Origin of the sequence: Promicromonospora sp. NPDC019610, assembly GCF_044389365.1 — a bacterium.
In the GTDB taxonomy this organism is placed as follows: Bacteria; Actinomycetota; Actinomycetes; order Actinomycetales; family Cellulomonadaceae; genus Promicromonospora.
Genome location: NZ_JBIRXX010000002.1, coordinates 1,787,821 through 1,806,855, shown reverse-complemented (window position 1 = coordinate 1,806,855; position 19,035 = coordinate 1,787,821). Strand labels below are relative to the sequence as shown.

Genomic DNA, 19,035 nt, shown 5'->3' with positions numbered 1-19,035 from the left:
CCGCTGCACCGCACGTCACGCCCGGCCGCACGATACGTTGGCGTGATGGCGGTCGTCCTGCATCGTGCCCCGCGCACGGACCTGCTCGCGGAGGCGCTGGGGGACCTGCTGGCCGTACCCCTCGCGGACCCGTTCGCGACCGAGGTCGTGGTGGTGCCCGCCCGGGGCGTCGAGCGGTGGCTCGCGCAGCGCCTCAGCCACCGGCTCGGCGCCGCCCCCGGGCGGGACGACGGCGTGTGCGCCGGCGTGGACCTGCGCTCCCCGGGTTCGCTGTTCGCCGAGGTCACGGGCACGCGCGACGACGACCCGTGGGCGCCGGACGCCCTGACCTGGCCGCTGCTGGCGGCGATCGACGCGAGCCTGGAGGAGCCGTGGGCCGCGCTCCTCGCCCAGCACCTCGGGCACGGGATGCCGGGCGAGGAGGGCGACCTGCGGCGCGGCCGCCGGCTGTCCGTCGCCCGCCGGCTCGCGCGGCTCCTGGCGGGCTACGCCGCGCAGCGCCCGGCGCTCGTCGCGGACTGGGCCGCCGGACGGGACACCGACGGGTGCGGGCGCGCGGTCCCGGCCGACCTCGCCTGGCAGCCGCCGCTGTGGCGCGCCCTGGCGGACCGGGTCGACGCCGAGCCGCCGCACGTTCGGCACGCCGCCGTCGTCGAGCGGCTGCGCGCCGAGCCCGGCGGCTTCGACCTGCCCCCGCGGCTGTCCCTGTTCGGCCACACCCGCCTGGCCGCGACCGAGGTGGAGCTGGTCGGCGCGCTCGGCGCGCACCGCGACGTGCACCTGTGGCTGCCGCACCCCTCGGCGCCGTTGTGGTCGGCGCTCCAGGACCTCGGCGGCCCCGTCGACCGGGCGCTGGACCGGTCCCACGAGCGCGTCGGGCACCGGCTCCTGGCCACGCTCGGCCGCGACACCCGCGAGCTGCAGCGCACGCTGTCGGCGATCGAGCTGCGCGACGAACCGGTCACCGCGGCGGGCGACGGCGGCTACACCCCCGGCGACGCCGCCGACCAGGAGGAACAGCCGGAGACCCTGCTGCGGATGCTCCAGCACGACCTGCGGGCCGACGCGCTGGGCGACGCCGGCGCCCGCCTCCTGGTCCCCGCCGACCGGTCGGTCCAGGTGCACGCCTGCCACGGCCCGGCCCGGCAGGTCGAGGTGCTGCGCGACGTGCTGCTCGGCCTGCTCGCCGACGACCCGACGCTGGAGCCGCGCGACGTCCTCGTCATGTGCCCCGACATCGAGACCTACGCGCCCCTGGTCACCGCCGCCTTCGGCCTGGCCGACGTCGTGGGGCCGCACGGGCACCCCGCGCACGGCCTGCGGGTGCGGCTCGCCGACCGGGCGCTGGACCGGACCAACCCGCTGCTCGCGGTGGTGCTGCGCCTCCTGGACCTGGCCGGCGGCCGGGCGGGGGTGGGCGACGTCATCGACCTGGCCCACGCCGAGCCCGTGCGCCGCCGCTTCGGGTTCCGCGACGACGACCTCGAGCAGGTGGCCCGCTGGGCGCGCGAGACGGGGGTGCGGTGGGGGTTCGACGCCGGGCACCGCGCCGGCTTCGGCCTGGCCGACTACGGGTCCGGCACCTGGCAGGAGGGCCTGGACCGGCTGCTCGCCGGGGTCCCGATGTCGGACGACACGGGCACGTGGCTGGAGCGCGTCCTGCCCCTGGACGACGTCGGCAGCGGGCAGGTCGAGCTCGTCGGCCGCCTGACCGAGCTCGTGGAGCGGCTGCGGGACGTCACGGACGCGCTCGTCGGCGGGCACCCCCTGGAGCACTGGCTGACGGCGCTGGAGGACGGCGTCGCGGCGCTCACCACCGTGCCGGCCACCGACGCGTGGCAGCTCGCCCAGGTGCGGCGCGAGCTGGCCCGTGTGCGTGCCGACGCGCCCGACCCGGCGGTGCCCCTGCGGCTGCCGGACGTGCGCGCCCTGCTCGCCGACCGCGTGGCCGGCCGCCCGACCCGCGCCAACTTCCGCACCGGCACGCTCACCGTCGCGACGCTCGTCCCGATGCGGTCGGTGCCGCACCGCGTCATCGCCCTGCTGGGGCTCGACGACGGCGTGTTCCCGCGCGTCGGCGTCACCGACGGCGACGACGTGCTGGCCCGCGAGCCGAGGACGGGCGAGCGCGACCCGCGCAGCGAGGACCGGCAGCTCTTCCTCGACGCCGTCCTCGCCGCCACCGAGACGCTCGTGGTGACCTACAGCGGCGCCGACGAGTACTCCGGCCAGGAACGCCCGCCCGCCGTGCCGCTCGGCGAGCTGCTCGACGCCCTCGACGAGACGGCGCACACGCCCGACGGCCGCCCGGTGTCCCGGGCCGTGACGGTGCGCCACCCGCTGCAGCCGTTCGACCGGCGCACCGTCGAGCCCGGGGCGCTGGTGCCCGGCACCGCCTTCACGTTCGACCGCGCGGCCCTCGCCGGCGCCCGCGCCGCGGCCGGCCCGCGCACGCCCGCCGGGCCGTTCCTCGCCGCGCCCCTCGACCCGCTGCCGCCGCCCGCGCGCGGGATGGCCGACGACGGCGTCGTCCCGCTCGACGACCTGCTCGCGTTCTACCGCTCGCCCGCGCGCGGGTTCCTCGTCCAGCGCCTCGACGTCGGCCGCCCCTTCGCCGAGGAGCCGCTCGACGACGGCCTGCCCGTCGAGCTCGACGGCCTGGGCCGCTGGGCCGTGGGGGAGCGGGTGCTGCGGGACGTGCTGCACGGCACCACGCTGGAGGACGCCGTGCAGAAGGAGTGGCGCCGCGGGCAGCTCCCGCCCGGCCGCCTCGGCTGGCGCCCCCTGGTCCGTGTCGCCGACGACGTCGGGCCGCTCGCCGACGCCGCCGCCGGGCTGCGGGCGAGCCCCGCCCGTGTCGTCGACGTCGACGTCGACCTGGGCGACGGCCGCAGCCTGCGCGGCTCCGTGCCCGGCGTGCACGGCGACCGCGTGGTCGCCGTGTCGTACGCCCGGCTCGGCGGCCGGCAGCGCCTGCAGGCCTGGGTCCGGCTGCTGGCGCTCGCGGCGTCCGACGACGACCGTCCGTGGGTCGCCTACGCGCTCGGCCGGCCGGCCAACCCGCGCTCGCGCAGCACGTGGCAGGGGTCGCGGCTGGGGCCGCTGGACCACACCGCCGTCGACCTGCTGCGCGACCTCGTCGCGCTGCGCGACCGCGGGCTCACCGAGCCGCTGCCCCTGCCCGTCAAGGCGTCGGCGCTCTACGCCGAGGCACGCCGCAGCCGCGCCGACCCCGCCGAGGCGCGGTTCCGGGCCGGGCAGACCTGGACCGGGCAGCGGGGGCCGGGCGGCCGCCTCGACGGCGAGGGCGCCGAGCCCGAGCACGTGCGGATCCACGGCCCCGCAGCTCCGCTGCCCGGGACCGGCGAGGAGCCGCGCCCGGGCGAGGAGCACCCCGGGGAGACCACCCGCTTCGGCGCGCTGGCGATGCGCGTCTGGAGCCCCCTGCTGGAGAGCGAGAGGTTCAGCGAGTGACGGACGTTCAGCGGGTGGCGGACGGCTTCCACGGTGTCTTCGACCTGGCCGGGCCGCTGCCGCGCGGCACGGCGCTGCTGGAGGCCAGCGCGGGCACCGGCAAGACCTTCGCCATCGGCGCGCTCGTGACGCGGTATGTCGCCGAGGGCGTCGTGCCGCTCGACCAGATGCTGGTGGTGACCTTCGGGCGCGCCGCGACCCAGGAGCTGCGCGACCGGGTGCGCGGCGCCCTGCTCCGGGCCGAACGCACCTTCGCCGCCGTGCTCGCGGGCCGCGACCCCGGCCCGGCGGACGCCGTCCTGGCGGCGCTCCTCGACGTCGACGACGCCGAGCGGGCCCTCCGGCACCGGCGGCTGGCCGACGCCCTGGCCTCGTTCGACCACGCCACCATCGCGACGATCCACCAGTTCTGCCAGCTCGTGCTGCGCTCCCTCGGCGTCGCCGGCGACACCGAGCCCGGGGCCGAGCTCGTCGAGTCCCTGGCCGAGCTCACCGTCGAGGTGGTCGACGACCTCTACCTGCACCGGTACGGCAACGCCGCCGAGCCACCCCCGTTCGACCGGGCCTGCGCCCTGCGGGTCGCCACGGCGGCCGTCGAGGACCCGCGTGCCGCGCTGGCCGCCGCGGACCCCGACGACGCCGTCGGCTCGGCCCGCGTCTCCTTCGCCCACGAGGTGCGCGCCGAGATGGAGCGGCGCAAGCGGCGCCTCGGCATCCTGTCCTACGACGACCTGCTCGGCCGGCTCGCCGACGCCCTGGACCCGGCGTCGGCCGACGGCGGCGCGGCCGTCGGCGCGCGCATGCGCGAACGCTGGACGGTGGTGCTGGTCGACGAGTTCCAGGACACCGACCCCGTGCAGTGGCAGGTGCTGGAGCGGGCGTTCGGCGGCGGGCGGCCGGCCGGCCGGCCGGGAACCCGGCCGGCGGCACCGACCCTGGCGATGGTGCTGGTCGGCGACCCCAAGCAGGCCATCTACGCCTTCCGCGGCGGCGACGTCGTCGCCTACCTCGACGCCGCCCGGGGCGCGACCACCCGCGCGACGCTCGGCAGCAACTGGCGCTCGGACGCGCCGCTGGTCGAGACCCTGGGAGTGCTGCTGGGCAACGCGGCGCTCGGTCACGACGAGATCGTGGTGCACCCGGTCACGGCGCAGGGCGGGGCCGCGGGCGGCGGCAGCCGCCTGGCCGGCGCACCGCACCCGGCGCCGTTCCGGCTGCGCCAGGTGCTGCGCGACGGGCTGCCGCAGTACAAGGGCCTCGTCAAGGCCGCCCCGGCCCGCGAGCACGTCGCGACCGACCTCGCCGCCGACGTCGCCGGCCTGCTCGCCTCGGTCGCGACGTGGGACGGGCGCCCGCTGCTGCCCGGCGACGTCGCCGTCCTCGTCTCGGCGCGGACGCACGGCCGGCTCGTGCAGGACGCGCTCGCCGCGCGCGGCGTCGCGGCCGTCATGCCCGGCGGCGACGTGTTCGAGACGCCGGCCGCCGACGACTGGCTGACCCTGCTGGAGGCGCTGGAGTCCCCGCACCGCTCCGGCCTGGTGCGGGCCGCCGCCCTCACCCCGTTCCTCGGCCGCACCGTCGCCGACCTCGACGCGGGGGGCGACGAGGGTCGTGAGGCCCTGACCGCCCGCGACGCCGACACCCTGCGCGGCTGGGCGCTCCTGCTCCGCCACCGGGGCGTGGCCGCCCTGCTGGAGGCCGCCGAGGAACGCGGGCTGAGCAGCCGCGTCCTGGCCCGGGCCGACGGCGAACGGCTGCTGACCGACGTCCGCCACCTGGGGCAGCTGCTGCACGAGGTGAGCGTCACCGAGTCCCTCGGCCTGACCGCCCTGCTGGCCTGGTTCCGCGACGAGCGGCGGCGGACCGGCACGGCCGAGCGGCCCCGCCGCCTGGACTCCGACGCCGCGGCCGTGCAGATCGTCACCGTGCACGGCAGCAAGGGCCTGCAGTACCCCGTGGTCTACCTGCCGTTCGGCTACGACAACTACGCGCGCCCCGTCGAGATCGCGCTCTACCACGACGAGCGCGGCGCCCGGACGATCGACGTCTCCGGCTCCGGCGCGCAGTGGGACACCCGCTGCGCCGCGCACCGCGCGGAGGAGGACGGCGAGGAGCTCCGCAAGCTCTACGTGGCCCTGACCCGCGCGCAGTCCCAGGTCGTGGCGTGGTGGGCGCCGACGTCGAGCACCCCGACCAGCGGGCTGCACCGCCTCCTGTTCGGCCGTACCCCCGGCACGCGGCAGGTGCCGGGCACCCAGCCGGTCAAGGACGACGACTACGTCACGCGGGTGCTGGGGCTGCTCCAGGAACTGGGCGGCCCCGCGGCCGAGGTCGCCGTGCCCGCCGCGGCGTCCGCCCCCGTGCCCCCGGACCGGCACGCGCCCTTCGCGGCGCGGACCTTCGACCGCGCCGTCGACACCGCGTGGCGGCGCACCTCCTACAGCGGGCTCGTCGCGGCCGGCGAGGACGCGGCAGGCGCCGGTGCGGGGGCCGGTGCTGCTGTCGGTACCGGTGCTGGTGCCCGCGCGGGCGTGGGCAGCGAACCCGAGACCGCCGGCACGGACGACGAACCGGACGCCCCCGAGACCGACCCGCTCCGGCCGGGCGCCGACGAGCCCGCCGCGCCCGACGCCGCCGCCTCACCGATGGCCGACCTGCCCACGGGCGCCGCGTTCGGGTCCCTGGTGCACGCCGTGCTGGAGCACACCGACCCGCTCGCGCCCGACCTGCGCGCCGAGCTGCTGGACCACGTCACCGAACAGCTCCGCTGGTGGCCCGTGCCGGCCGACCCCGCGGCGCTCGCCGACGGTCTCCTGCCGCTGCACCGCACGCCGCTCGGACCGCTGGCCGGGGGCCTGACGCTGGGCGAGATCGGCCGGGCGGACCGGCTCCGCGAGCTGACGTTCGAGCTGCCGCTGGCGGGCGGCGACCTCGGCGCCGGACGTGGCGGCCCCGGCCCCGCCGAGCCGCTGCTGGGCGACCTCGCCCCGCTGCTGCGCGCGCACCTGCCCGCCGACGACCCGCTCGCCGCCTACGCGGACCGGCTCGACCAGCCCGCCCTCGGGGACCAGGCGCTGCGCGGCTACCTCACCGGCTCGATCGACGTCGTCCTGCGGCTGCCGACCGGGCGGTTCGTCGTCGTCGACTACAAGACGAACTTCCTCGGCCCCGCCCTCGCCGACTACTCGCGCGACCGGATGGCCGAGGCCATGCTGCACTCGCACTACCCGCTGCAGGCCCTGCTGTACGGCGCGGTGCTGCACCGCTACCTGCGCTGGCGGCTGCCCGGCTACGACCCGGGCACCCACCTGGGCGGGGTGCTCTACCTCTTCGTGCGCGGCATGGCCGGACCGGACACCCCGGGCGCGGACGTCACGCCTGGCGCGGACGCCGCCCCGGACTCCGGCGGCAGCCCCGCGGGCGTGTTCTCGTGGCAGCCGCCGCCGGCGCTGCTGGTCGCGCTGTCGGACCTGCTCGCCGGCGTCGCGGGGGAAGAGGCCGCATGACGTCGATCGAGCGCTGGACCAGCGACGACCCCCACGACGCCCGCCGGGCGCTCGGCGCGACCGGGCTGCTGCGCACCTTCAACGACGCCGGCGTGCTCACCGCCGCCGACGTGCACGTCGCGCGCCGCACGGCCGACCTCGCCGGCGAGGACGACGAGGCCGTGCGGCTCGCCGTCGCGCTCGCGGTGCGCGCCGTGCGGCAGGGGTCGGTGTGCGTGGACCTGGGCGGGTTCGCCGCCGATCAGGACCCGGGTGCGGGGCCCGACGACGAGGCGCTGCCCTGGCCCGCCGCCGACGGCTGGCTCGACCGGGTCGCCGCCGGCCCGCTCGCCGAACGGTCGGTCGTGCGGGCCGACCTCGGCCTGCTCTACCTCGACCGCTACTGGCGCGAGGAGCGCCAGGTGTGCGACGACCTCGCCGCCCGCCTGGCGGCGCCCGCCCCCGCCGTCGACGACGCGCTCCTGGCGGACAGCGCGGCGCGCCTGTTCCCCGGCGCCGCGTACGCCGAGCAGCGCGCGGCCGCGCTGACCACCGCGCGCCGCCTGACCACCGTGCTCACCGGCGGCCCGGGCCGCGGCAAGACGACGACCGTCGCCGGCCTGCTCGCCCTGCTGGCCGAGCAGGCCGAGCACGCCGGCGGACGCCGCCTGCGCATCGCGCTCGCCGCGCCGACCGGCAAGGCCGCCGCCCGGCTGCAGGAGGCCGTGGCCGAGGCGCTCGACGCCCCGTCCCGGGCCGGCGCGCGCCCGGAGGCCGGGCGGCCGGAGTTCACCGCCGACGACCGACGCCGGCTCGACGGCCTCCAGGCGGGCACGCTGCACCGGCTGCTGGGGTGGCGGCCCGGGTCGAGCACCCGGTTCCGGCACGACCGCTCCAACCGCCTGCCGCACGACGTCGTGGTGGTCGACGAGACGTCGATGGTCTCGCTCACGCTCATGGCCCGGCTGCTGGAGGCCGTGCGCCCCGACGCGCGGCTCGTGCTCGTCGGCGACCCCGACCAGCTCGCGTCCGTCGAGGCCGGCGCCGTGCTCGCCGACCTGGTGGCCGGCCTCGGCGGGCGCGCCGACGGTGTCGTGACGGCCCTGCGCACCGACCACCGGTCGGAGAGCGCGGCGATCACGCGCCTGGCCGCCGCCATCCAGGACGGCGACCCGGAGGCGGCGCTCGCGGCGCTGACGGCCGGCGACGGCGTCGTCGAGCTCGTGCACCCGGACGGCGCCACGGCGCTGGCCGGCCTCCAGGACGAGCTGACCCGGCACGCGCTCGCCGTGCGCGGCCTGGCGCTGGCCGGGGACGCCGCCGGGGCGGTCGAGCTGGCCGAGCGGCACCGCCTGCTCTGCGCCCACCGGGAGGGGCCGTGGGGCGCGGCGCACTGGAACCGGCTGGTCGAGCGGCGGCTCGGCGAGGCCTCCGGTGCCTACCTCGGCGCCGCGGTGGGCGCCGAGTGGTATGCGGGGCGGCCGGTGCTGATCACCGCGAACGACTACGGCCTGGGCCTGTTCAACGGCGACACCGGGGTGGTGGTCGCCGACGGCGAGAACCTGCGGGCCCACATCGGCGGCGGCGCGTCGTTCGGCGTCTCCCGGCTGGGCGACGTCGAGACGCTGCACGCCATGACCGTGCACAAGAGCCAGGGCAGCCAGGCCGAGACCGTGACGGTGCTGCTGCCGGACGAGACGTCGCCCCTGCTCACGCGCGAGCTGTTCTACACCGCGGTGACCCGCGCGCGGCGCCGGGTGCGGGTGGTCGGCACGCCGGAGGCGGTGCGGGCGGCGGTGGTCCGGCGGGCGCAGCGGGCGAGCGGGCTGGCCGTGCGGCTGCGGGGCGGACCGCCGACGGCGTAGGCCCCCAGGGGGAGGGCCTGGCGCAAGATCAGACCACGGGGGGAGGACTGAGGCGCCACGACCTGCCACCGTGGGGACATGGCACCCACCGGACCGGACGACCAGGGCGGGGACGACGCCACACCGACCACGGGCTGGAGCTGGGGCGCCGGCGTCGCCGTCGGCCTGTGCATCGGGGTGGCGCTCGGCTTCGCGCTGGACAACCTCGCGATCGGCATCGCGCTCGGCGTGGCGTTCTTCCCGGTGTTCGCGATGATGCGGGGCACCTCGCCCACGCCGTCGGACGACGCCGCGCCCGACGACGAGAAGCCGTGACAGGTGGGTGGGCGCTGGTCAGCGGCAGACCGCGGGACGAACCGGCTCAGACCAGCTCGACGCGGTCGGCCTGCGGTCCCCGGTCGCTCTGCCGCACCTTGAACCGGACCCGGTCGCCCTCCTCCAGGACCTCGTCGCCCCGCACGACCGACACGTGCACGAACAGGTCCGGGCCCCCGGCGTCGGGGGCGATGAAGCCGAAACCACGGTCCGCGTCGTAGCGCGTGACGGTGCCCTCACCGCCGCGCACCGGCCCGCCCGAGGCCGCGGGACGGCTCGGCCGTCCGCGGTCCGTGGCCCCGCGCGTGCTCCCGACGCCGCGCACGAGCTGCACGTTGCGGGCGTTCGGCCCCTTGTCGCCGTCGACCACGTCGAACGTCACGCGGGCGCCCTCGGTGAGCTCGGACAGCCCCTGGCCCAGCCCGCTGACGTGGACGAAGACGTCCTCACCACCCGAGTCGGGGGCGACGAACCCGAAGCCCTTGGTGTCGTCGTACCAGGACACGGTGCCGTCCGCGCCGTCGGACGCCGACGGCGCGGCCTGCGCGCCGAGCGGCAGCAGGTGGTCCGCCTGCGGCCCCTTCTCCCCGTCGACGACGAGGAACGCCACCCGCTGTCCCTCCGCGATCACGCCACCCCCGACGATGGCCGAGCTGTGGACGAAGACCTCGCCGCGGCCGCCGTCGGGCGTGACGAAGCCGTAGCCCTTGGCCGGCTCGTACCAGGCGACGGTGCCGAGCACGCCCAGGGGCGCGTCGGCGGCCCGGTCGCCCGTGACCCGGACGTGGCGCGCCTGCGGGCCACGGTTACCCTCGCCCACCTCGAACTCGACGACCTGCCCCTCCCGGAGGAGTCGCGGTCCGTCGTCGCCGACGATCTCGGTCGCGTGCACGTACAGGTCCTCGGCCTCGCTCCCGAGGTCGATGAAGCCGAACCCTCGGTCGGCGTCGAACCATCGGACAGTTCCCTGGGGCACCTTGCGCTCCTTGCAGTGGCAGACATTGCTGTCGTCCATTGTCCCTGACGCAACCGGGGGACGACGCCGCTTCAGGCGCGCTTCTGGGCGGCCTGCGCGTGCACCCACCGTGCCTCGACGACGACGGGTGTCGCGTCGCTCGTCTCCGCGAGGACGACGGCGCGCGCCGCCTCGTCCGTCGCTTCCTGGGCGTTGCCGAGCTGGAGGTGCGCACTCGCCAGGTGGGCCCGTGCCCGGGCCTCCCACGACCGGTAGCCGTGCGCCGTCGCGAGCGCCGCGGCGTCGGCCAGGGCGGCCGCCGCCTCGGCGGTCTGCCCGCTCGCCAGGAGGCTCACGCCCAGGCCGTCGCCGGTGATGACCTGCGCCCGGGGGTCGTTCAGCCGGAACGCGGCGGCGTGCGCCTCGCGGGCGGTCTCGACGGCCTCGGTGGGCCGGCCGGTCTGGGCGAGGAGCCGGCCGAGCTCGTCGAGCGTGGACAGCTCCCCGCGGGTGTGGCCGCGCTGGCGGAACCCGTGGAGGACGTCGTGGAGCTGGGTCTCCGCGGTCTCCGTGTCCCCGAGGAGCCGGAGAGCGCTGGCGAGGTTGCCGCGGATCGTCAGGTCGGCCACCTCGCGCTTGTTGCCCTCGCTGATGCGGATCGCGGCACGGAACGAGTCGGCGGAGCGGGCGAGCTCGCCCTGCTCCAGGCAGGTCATGCCGAGCCCGTTGAGGGCGAGGGCGCGGGCCTGGCTCGCGGGCCCGGTCCGGGACAGCATCTGCTCGAAGCAGGCCGCGGCCTCGACGAGCCGGCCGGCCTCGTAGTGCTCCCAGCCCACGTTGTGCGCCAGGTAGGAGACGGCGTCGGTCCAGCCGCTGAGCTCGGCGAGGCGGGTCGCGTGGACGGTGTCCGCGTGCGATTCGTCGATGCGTCCGTGCGCCCAGTGGGCGTAGCTGCGGGAGATGTACATCGCCGCGCGCGCCTGGTCGTCGCCGGTGCGGACGGCTGCCCGCAGGCCGGCCTCGGCCAGGTGCTCCCAGCTGTCGAACCGGCGGAGCAGGAGGTATCCGCGGAGCTGGTCGACGAGCCGCCAGACCTCGGGACCACGGTCGGGGTCGTCGGCCGACGAGGTCGCCAGGGCCAGCATCGACGGGTACTCCAGGTCCGTCCATCGCATGGCGGCGTCCTCGTCGGCGAACACGGCGGTGCGGTCCGGGTGGCGGGCCAGCCGGAGCAGGTGCGGGTGGATCCAGTCGACGGCCGCGGTGGCCCGGTCGAGGTACCAGTGCCGGAGGCGGCTCTCGGCGTCGGCGACCCGGTCCTCGGGGGTGAGCTTGCGCCGGGCGAACAGGCGCAGCAGGTCGTGGCTGCGGAACCGGTCGGCGGCGTGCTCGGTCAGCATGTTCGCGTCGAGCAGCTCGTCCAGCGCCCGGGCCGCCGTCCCGTCGCCGACCAGCACCTCCGTCGCCTCCGTGCCGAAGTCGATGCCGGGATGGAGGGACGACATCCGGAACACGCGCTGGGCGGTGGGGGAGAGCTCCGTGTAGCTGAGCTCGAAGCTGTTCCACAGGCTCGACGTCCCCACGGCGAGGTGGTCCAGGCGGTCCTGCCCGTCCCGGAGCCGGTGCACCAGGTCTGCCGGCGCGAGCTGCCGCCGGCTCCGCAGCTGCGCGGCCGTGATCTGCAGGGCGAGCGGGAGGTCGCTGCACAGGCGGGCCAGCTCGTCGAGGACCGCCGCGTCGTCCCCGTCCGACGTCGTCGCGGAGGCCAGCAGACGGACCGAGTCGGCGCGGTCGAGCACGTCCAGGCGGACCAGGGTGGCGCTGTCGAGCTCGGGCAGCAGGTTTCTGCTGGTCACGAGCACGTCGCTGTCGCCGAGACCGGGGATGAGCGGGCGTACCTGGGCCGCGTCCCGGGCGTTGTCGAGCACGATCAGCATCGTCCGGTCCGCGAGCCGGCTGCGGAACAGTGACGCCGCCTCGGGCAGGTCCGCGGGCGGCGTCCCGGGGCCCGTGGCACGCAGGAAGCGCTGCAGGATCTCCAGGGGCGGGACGGGAGCGCCCGCGGCGTCCTGCAGGTCGGCGAACAGCTGACCGTCGGGGTACCGGTCGTGCGTCTCGTGCGCCACGGACAGGCACAGGGCGGTCTTCCCGACGCCCGCGGCGCCGCTGACCACGACGGGCACGTGTGCGCCGGCGGGACCGCGGTCGAGCGCCGCCGTGATGTCGGAACGTTCCGCCGCGCGCCCCACCAGGCGTGGTGGCGCCGCGGGCACCTGCCAGGGGATCGAGGCCGCGGCGGCCGACTCGTCCGTCCAGCGCTGCCGCAGCGCGTCCAGGTGCGCGGTGCGCAGCCGTTCCCCGGGGTCCACGCCGAGCTCGGTGGCGAGTGAACGCCGGGTGGACTCGTACCGGCTGAAGGCCTCCGCCTGGCGACCCGCCGCGGCGAGCGTCTGGATCAGCGACGCCTGGACCACCTCGTCGAGCGGGCGCCGGACCGCCATCGTCGTCAGGGGCACGACGGCGTCCTCCGGCACGCCGAGCTCGCGGGTGATCCGGGCGTACGACAGCAGCGCCGCGACGTACTCCTCCTCGACCGCCGCGACGCGGTCGGGTGACGTCACGAGGTCCGGGTCCGGACCGCCGCGCCACAGCGAGACGGCGGCGGCGAGGGCGTCCTTCGCGCCGCTCGTCGCCCCCGAGCGGTGCGCGTGCGCGGCGAGCTCGCGGAACCGGAGCAGGTCGAGCTGGTCGGCCGGGACGAGGAGCCGGATGCCTGCGCGGTCCTGCTCCACGACGGGCCGCCGGTCGTCGGTGTCCTCCAGCAGGCGACGCAGGCGGGTGAGGTGGATGTTCAGGGCCGCCGTCGTGGCCGAGGTCTCGCCCGGCCAGAGCGCGGCCACGAGCGCCTCGCGCGGCACCGGCGACCCCGCGGCGACGGCCAGCTCGGCGAGCAGCACCTGCTGCATCCGGGAGCGCAGGGGGATCCGCGCCCCACCCCGGTGCAGCAGCAGCGGCCCGAGAACGCTGATGTGCACGGCTCCGGGGCTCGCCGTCGTGCCGTCGTGCCGGGACCGTACGAGCACCTCGGCGAACCGCTCCCGAAGCCGGTCGGCCTCCGGGCCGGTGAGCCCGAGGGCGGCGACCAGGGCGGCGACCGACTCCCGCCGGGGACGGCGGCTGCGCCCCTGCTCGATGTCCCGCACCGAGGCGAGGCTCACCCCGGAGGCCTCGGCGAGGTCGCGCTGAGTCAGTCCGCCGGCCTCCCGATGCCGGCGGAGCAGCTCACCCGCGGACTCCCGGACCCGCTCGACCTCGGACGACGGCACGCCGCGATCATAGGCGACGACAGATCGTCGACGGTCGCCGATCGTCTGGGCGACGGGCCCTGCGGCGGCTCAGGAATCCCGCTCCACGGCCCCGAGGATGCGGTACGCGGCCACGCGGAAGTTCACCCAGTCGGCGTGCAGGCCGACGGGCACGCCCGTCCGGTGGACGTCGAAGACGTTCCCGTCGCCGGCGTAGAACGCGACGTGCGTGACGTTGCCGGTGAACTCGCCGTCGACGTCGTAGAAGATCAGGTCACCGGCCTGGAGCTCGGAGTACGGCACCTCCTGGGCATAGACCCTGCCCTGGCCCGGGTGCGTCCGGGCCCAGTCGTACATCGCCTCCGACGAGCGCACCGGCCACCCGGGGAAGCCGGCCACCTCGGCGTAGGACGCGTGCACGAGTCCCGAGCAGTCGTAGGCCGGCCCGTCCCCGCCGGTCTCGGAGTACGGTGCCCCCTCCTTCTCCAACGCCTGCCGGAGCCCGAGACGCGACCAGTCGTACAGGTCCGCGTGCTGCGTGCACCGGGTGCCCTCGGCCGGCGTGCCGTCGGCGACCTCGACGCGCAGGTGGTCGACGGCGCCGACGGTCCCCGGGTCCCAGTCGTCCTCGCCGCCCCAGGGGCCGAGGCCCTCGCCGTCCGCGCGGACGCGGGTGACCGTGCCGTCGTCGAAGACGTGGGCGGCGGACCCGCCGTCCCCGGTCACCGCGGAGATCCGCAGGACCGGGCTCCGGCCGTCCGCGGCGGTGTCGTGCAACCGGTACCTCAGCGACACGGCGTCCGCGGCCCAGACGACCTGGATCGCCACCTCGGCGTTCCCGCAGCCGACCACGACCTCCTGACCGGGGACCGGGAACGGCACCGCCTCCGCCGCCTCCGCCGCCTGCGCCGCCGGTGCCACCGCGGCCAGGCCCCAGAAGGCGGTCACGAACGCCACGAAGCCGCTCACCAGTCTGCGCATGGTTCTTCCGTCCCGGTTCTCGAGGGCGTCCCTCGCGGCTCCTCTGACACCGACGACGCTAGGAACCTGACCCGACAACCGGCTTTCCGTACCCCGCCCGTACCTGCACGGCGCCGCCCGGACGACCGAGATCTCCTCCGCTATCGTTCCGCCGTGCCCCTCCTCTGGATCGTCGTCGGGGCGGTCCTGCTCCTCGACGCCCTCGTCGTGTGGATCGCGACCGTCCTCAGCTCCGGCGTCGTCGCGACGTTCGGGCTCGGCGTCCTCTACCTGCTCCACGGGCTCCACGGACTGCGCCGGGGCCGGAACCGGGGCCGGACCCCGGCCGGAAGAGGGACCGGCCCGTTCCGGTGGACGAAGGTGCTCGTCCCGGCCGCCACGGCACTGCTGCTCGTCCTCCTCGCAGCCCTCGCGGCGTTCGGCAGGACGGACACCGTCTCGCACCAGGAGGACGCCGTCATCGTCCTCGGGGCCGGGCTGAAGGGCGAGGAGGTGACGCCGTCGCTCCGCTCCCGGCTGGACGTGGCCGTCGGGTACTCGGTCGCGAACCCCGAGGCCGTCGTCGTGGTCGCCGGCGGGCAGGGGCCCGGGGAATCGATCAGCGAGGCGCTCGCGATGGAGCGGTACCTGGTCGCGCACGGGGTCCGGGCCGACCGGATCCTCCGCGAGGACCGGTCGACCAGCACCCACGAGAACTTCGTCCTCGCGAAGCGCCTGCTGGACGAGCGCTTCGAGGCGGGCTGCACCACAGCCTTCATCACGAGCGACTACCACGTGTTCCGGGCGAGCGGCATCGCCGAGAGAGCCGGGATCGGCAGCACCCACGCGCACGCGGACACGCCCTGGTACGAGATCCCCGTCGACCACGTGCGGGAGTCCCTGGCGATCACGAAGTTCTTCCTGACGGGGCGGTGAACACCTCACCAGTTAATTGACAGTGACAAAAAAAGACGGTTGAGTGTCCGCACCAGCAACGACGCCGGAGGGGCACTCATGTCAGTCAGATCCGCATCCGACCAGGTCCGGCGGGCCGACCGTGCCTGGCTCGCCGCCGGCCTGGCGCTCGGCGTCGTGGTCACCATGGGGGCGGCGCCCGCTCCCGCGGCCACCGCGGCCGACCCGAGCGGGGCCACCATCGAGGCCGAGGCCACCCAGGTGGTCCTCGACGGCGCGAGCCGCAGCGGCTGCTCCGCCTGCTCGGGCGGGAGCAAGGTCGGGAGCATCGACCCGTCCGCCACGGCGAACGTCCCCGGCGTCGTCGCGCCCGAGGACGGCACCTACGCGGTGACGCTGCACTACCTGAGCGGCGACGACTCCCGCGCGCTCACGATCACGCCCGACGGCGGCTCGACGGTCACCGTGCCGGTCGCCTCGACCGGCGGCTGGGACCGCGTCGGCACCACCACGGTGGACCTGCCCCTGCACGCGGGCGAGAACAGCCTGACGTTCAGCGCCCCCGTCGGCGCGCTCGGTCCCGACCTCGACCGGGTCGACGTCGCCGGCGCGACCGGGAAGGACTACACGCTCACCGACCCGGACGCGGCCGACCCGGTACCCGTCGACCCCACCCGCGCCGCACCGGGCGGTGAGCGGACGGTGCTCCGCGGCGGCGACGTCGTCATCGACTACTCGCTCCGCAGCGGCACCGCCGACGCCCGCTGGGGCGGCCGCGCGGCCGTGACCGGCTTCTACAGCGGCGTGCGCCTGGGCGACGAGTTCGTCACCACCAAGCAGTACGACGGCGCCTGTCGGCTCACCGCCCGCACCACGGTCACCTGCGCCAGGCCCGGGCTGCCCACGCTCCGGCAGGTCTTCGCGTTCGACGGCGACCACTCGTTCTCGGTGCGGCTCGACGTGACGGGCACCGACGGCCCGGTCACCACCTCGATGATGGTGCCGGTCATGACCGACCGGCGCGGCTCGGTCGACCTCGGGCGCGCGGGCGACAACCGCATGGTGCTCGTGCCCTTCGACAACGACCACTGGGTCCGCTACGAGACCCCGGCGATCAAGGACGTGACGCCGGCCCGGCGCAGCTTCGAGGTCACCGCCTTCATCGACGACACCTCGCGCCGCGGCCTCGTCGTCGGCTCCCTGGACCGCGACACGTGGAAGTCCGGCGTGGTGGCCGACGGCAATCCGCACGGCGGCCTGGACCGGCTGCAGGCCGCCGCGGGCCTGACGGACTGGGGCTACGACTACGGCGACGGCATGAACAAGTACCAGTTCAACCGCGAGCTCAAGCCGCACGCCGAGGTCAGCGGGGCCACGGTGCGCTCCCCGCGCATGTTCGTGGGCCTGTTCCCGGACTGGCGCGAGGGCATGGAGACCTTCGGCAAGGCCGCCGCCCAGGCCGCGAGCTCCCGCACCTGGGACGAGGGCACGCCCTTCGGGTTCAACAGCTGGGGCGGCCTCGGCGCCCGCGGTGGCGACGCCACCGTCATGGAAGAGGTCTCTCAGTTCCTGGCCGAGGAGACCCCCGGGTTCCACAACACGGAGTCCGCGAAGGGCCTCTACGTGGGCGTCGACTCCTACTGGGACAAGATGCTCGCCCCCGAGTACGCGTTCGAGGACCCGAACACCTCCTGGGCCGAGCTCGAGCAGTACGTCGCCGACGTCAAGGCGCGCGGCCAGGAGCCGGCCCTGTACTTCCAGCCGTTCGCCAACTTCTGGCGCGAGGGCCTGGACGAGCCCATCGGCGGGACCGCGCTGTGCGACACCTGCGAGAACCAGACCTACCGTCAGATGGCGCTCAAGGTGAACGGCATCCCCGTGAACATCGACGGCGCCTGGGCGCTCGACCCGACCAACCCCGGCGTGCAGAACCGCGCCCGGATCGCGCTGGGCACGTTCCGCGAGCTCGGCGTGCGCTACGTCAAGCTCGACTTCCTGACCCACGGCTACGTCGAGGCCGACGACTGGTACGACACGGGAGTGCACACCGGCCAGCAGGCGTTCCGCCAGGGCATGGCGCAGGTGGTCGACGTCGTCGGCGACGACATGTTCGTCGACCTCGCCATCTCGCCCCTGTTCGCCTCCGAGTTCGCCCACGCCCGGCGCATCTCGTGCGACGTGCACGGCGCCCTGAACAACTGGCACCCCACGCAGCCCGACCGCTACCAGAAGAGCACCGAGTACCTGCTCAACTCCCTGACGTACGGCTGGTGGCTCGACGAGGTCTACGCCTTCAACGACGGCGACCACGTCCAGTTCGGCAACTACGAGTACGACGGCAACGCGAACGCCTACCTCCTGGACGACCCCTACCCGAGCATCTGGCCCGAGGGTCAGAACCGGGCGCGTGTCACCTCCGCCGCCATCACGGGGATCTACCAGGTCAGCGAGGACCTCACCGCCACTGGCCACCCGGTCGTCAAGCAGCGGGCCCGCGACCTGCTGCAGAACCCCGGCATCAACCACCTCGCCGAGCTCGGCCGGTCCTTCGCCCCCGTGCGGGCCGGGGCCGACGCCTTCACCGCCGCCGACACGTTCGTGCTGCACGACGGCGGGACCACCTACGTCGCCGCGTTCAACTACGGCGCGACGCCGCGCACCACCGACCTTCCGCTGCGCGACCTGGGACTGGGCGGCGGCCGGTACGACGTCACCGAGCTGTGGACCGGTCAGGAGAGCCACGCCGCGGGCCGCCTGCGGGCCGTCGTGCCGGGCGAGGACGTGCGGGTCTGGGCCATCACGCAGGGACGGCGCTCATGACCACGACCGCCGTCGACCGCCCCGCCGGCCGGACCGGCGGCGGGGGAGCGCCGGCCGGTCCGGCCAGACGACGCCCCCGCACCCAGCTCTGGCCCGCCCTGGGGATGATCGCCCCCGCGGCCCTCGGGTTCCTGGTCTTCTACCTCTACCCGACGCTGCGCGGCGCCTACCTGTCGCTCACCGAGTACAACGTGCTGGGCAGCCCCGTCTTCGTGGGCCTGCGCAACTACGTCGAGATGGCGCAGGACGACGTCTTCTGGAACGCGATCCGCGTGACGCTCCTGTACGTGGTGCTGAACATCGGGTTCCAGACGGTGCTCGCCGTCGGGCTCGCGGTGCTCATGCACCGCCTGACCAGGTCCGTGCTGATCCGCGGCAGCCTGCTGCTGCCGTACCTGATCGCCAACGTCGTCGTCGCCCTGCTCTGGTACTGGATGCTCGACTACAACATCGGCATCGTCAACGCGGTGATCGACGCCGTCGGGCTGCCCAAGGTCGCCTTCTTCGGCGACGAGGCCTGGACCGTCGCGACCATCGCGGGCGTCAACACCTGGCGGCACCTGGGCTACACGGCCCTCCTCGTGTTCGCCGGCCTGCAGATGATCCCGGCGAGCGTCTACGAGGCTGCCGCCGTCGACGGCGCGGGGGAGTGGCGCACCTTCTGGCGCATCACCCTGCCACTGCTGCGCCCCGTGCTGGTGCTCGTGCTGGTCATCACCGTCACCGGGGCCTTCCAGGTCTTCGACACGGTGGCCGTGACCACCGCCGGCGGACCCGGCAACGCCTCCCGCGTGCTCCAGCTCTACATCTACGAGCAGGCGTTCGCCCGCGGGCACTTCGGCTACGCATCGGCCATGTCCGTGGTCCTGTTCCTCATCCTCGCCGGGGCGGCCTTCGCGCAGATGCGACTGCTGCGCGCCGGCGAGTCCGACCTCTCCTGA

At 75.7% G+C, this 19,035-nt stretch carries 10 protein-coding genes; 7 read left to right on the top strand and 3 right to left on the bottom strand.

Translation table 11 applies throughout. From position 1 onward, the window contains the following. The first annotated feature begins 45 nt into the window (after window positions 1-45). The 4 genes from recC (at window position 46) to ACH45N_RS19715 (ending at window position 9,139) form a co-directional block, all read left to right on the top strand. A complete protein-coding gene (recC, locus tag ACH45N_RS19730; RefSeq protein WP_397396921.1) occupies window positions 46-3,474 on the top strand; it encodes an exodeoxyribonuclease V subunit gamma in 3,429 nt (1,142 codons plus the stop codon). Continuing rightward, the gene (locus ACH45N_RS19725; protein ID WP_397396919.1) at window positions 3,471-6,980 is read left to right on the top strand and encodes a UvrD-helicase domain-containing protein; all 3,510 of its coding nucleotides are present in this window, start codon (window positions 3,471-3,473) and stop codon (window positions 6,978-6,980) included. The genes recC and ACH45N_RS19725 overlap by 4 nt, the downstream gene beginning before the upstream one ends. After that, the gene (gene recD, locus ACH45N_RS19720; protein WP_397396917.1) at window positions 6,977-8,824 is read left to right on the top strand and encodes an exodeoxyribonuclease V subunit alpha; all 1,848 of its coding nucleotides are present in this window, start codon (window positions 6,977-6,979) and stop codon (window positions 8,822-8,824) included. Before ACH45N_RS19725 ends, recD begins: the two co-directional genes overlap by 4 nt. A 78-nt stretch (window positions 8,825-8,902) precedes the next feature. Next, a complete protein-coding gene (locus ACH45N_RS19715) occupies window positions 8,903-9,139 on the top strand; it encodes a hypothetical protein (RefSeq protein WP_397396915.1) in 237 nt (78 codons plus the stop codon). Window positions 9,140-9,185: 46 nt separating this feature from the next. Here the strand turns inward: ACH45N_RS19715 and ACH45N_RS19710 are convergent, their stop codons facing one another. The 3 genes from ACH45N_RS19710 to ACH45N_RS19700 all read right to left on the bottom strand — a co-directional run bounded on the left by ACH45N_RS19710 (window position 9,186) and on the right by ACH45N_RS19700 (window position 14,380). Continuing rightward, a complete protein-coding gene (locus tag ACH45N_RS19710) occupies window positions 9,186-10,115 on the bottom strand; it encodes a cold-shock protein (protein WP_397396913.1) in 930 nt (309 codons plus the stop codon). A gap of 71 nt (window positions 10,116-10,186) precedes the next feature. Then, on the bottom strand, window positions 10,187-13,420 hold the full coding sequence (locus ACH45N_RS19705) for a BTAD domain-containing putative transcriptional regulator (RefSeq protein WP_397396911.1): 3,234 nt from the start codon (window positions 13,418-13,420) through the stop codon (window positions 10,187-10,189). A gap of 69 nt (window positions 13,421-13,489) precedes the next feature. Beyond that, complete coding sequence (locus ACH45N_RS19700; RefSeq protein WP_397396909.1) at window positions 13,490-14,380, bottom strand: C40 family peptidase; 891 nt, start codon at window positions 14,378-14,380, stop codon at window positions 13,490-13,492. Window positions 14,381-14,533: 153 nt separating this feature from the next. Between ACH45N_RS19700 and ACH45N_RS19695 the strand changes: the two genes are divergently transcribed. The 3 genes from ACH45N_RS19695 to ACH45N_RS19685 all read left to right on the top strand — a co-directional run bounded on the left by ACH45N_RS19695 (window position 14,534) and on the right by ACH45N_RS19685 (window position 19,035). Then, window positions 14,534-15,295, top strand: a complete 762-nt coding sequence (locus tag ACH45N_RS19695; RefSeq protein ID WP_397396907.1) for a YdcF family protein — start codon at window positions 14,534-14,536, stop codon at window positions 15,293-15,295. Between the two features lie 78 nt (window positions 15,296-15,373). Next, on the top strand, window positions 15,374-18,094 hold the full coding sequence (locus ACH45N_RS19690; RefSeq protein WP_397396905.1) for a hypothetical protein: 2,721 nt from the start codon (window positions 15,374-15,376) through the stop codon (window positions 18,092-18,094). Continuing rightward, a complete protein-coding gene (locus ACH45N_RS19685) occupies window positions 18,091-19,035 on the top strand; it encodes a carbohydrate ABC transporter permease (protein WP_397396903.1) in 945 nt (314 codons plus the stop codon). Before ACH45N_RS19690 ends, ACH45N_RS19685 begins: the two co-directional genes overlap by 4 nt.

Excerpts from the sequence above, each read along its gene's own strand:
- recC (WP_397396921.1), top strand. The coding sequence starts at position 46 with ATGGCGGTCGTCCTGCATCGTGCCCCGCGCACGGACCTGCTCGCGGAG.
- recD (WP_397396917.1), top strand. The coding sequence starts at position 6,977 with ATGACGTCGATCGAGCGCTGGACCAGCGACGACCCCCACGACGCCCGC.
- ACH45N_RS19715 (WP_397396915.1), top strand. The coding sequence starts at position 8,903 with ATGGCACCCACCGGACCGGACGACCAGGGCGGGGACGACGCCACACCG.
- ACH45N_RS19700 (WP_397396909.1), bottom strand. The coding sequence starts at position 14,380 with ATGCGCAGACTGGTGAGCGGCTTCGTGGCGTTCGTGACCGCCTTCTGG.
- ACH45N_RS19690 (WP_397396905.1), top strand. The coding sequence starts at position 15,374 with ATGTCAGTCAGATCCGCATCCGACCAGGTCCGGCGGGCCGACCGTGCC.
- ACH45N_RS19685 (WP_397396903.1), top strand. The coding sequence starts at position 18,091 with ATGACCACGACCGCCGTCGACCGCCCCGCCGGCCGGACCGGCGGCGGG.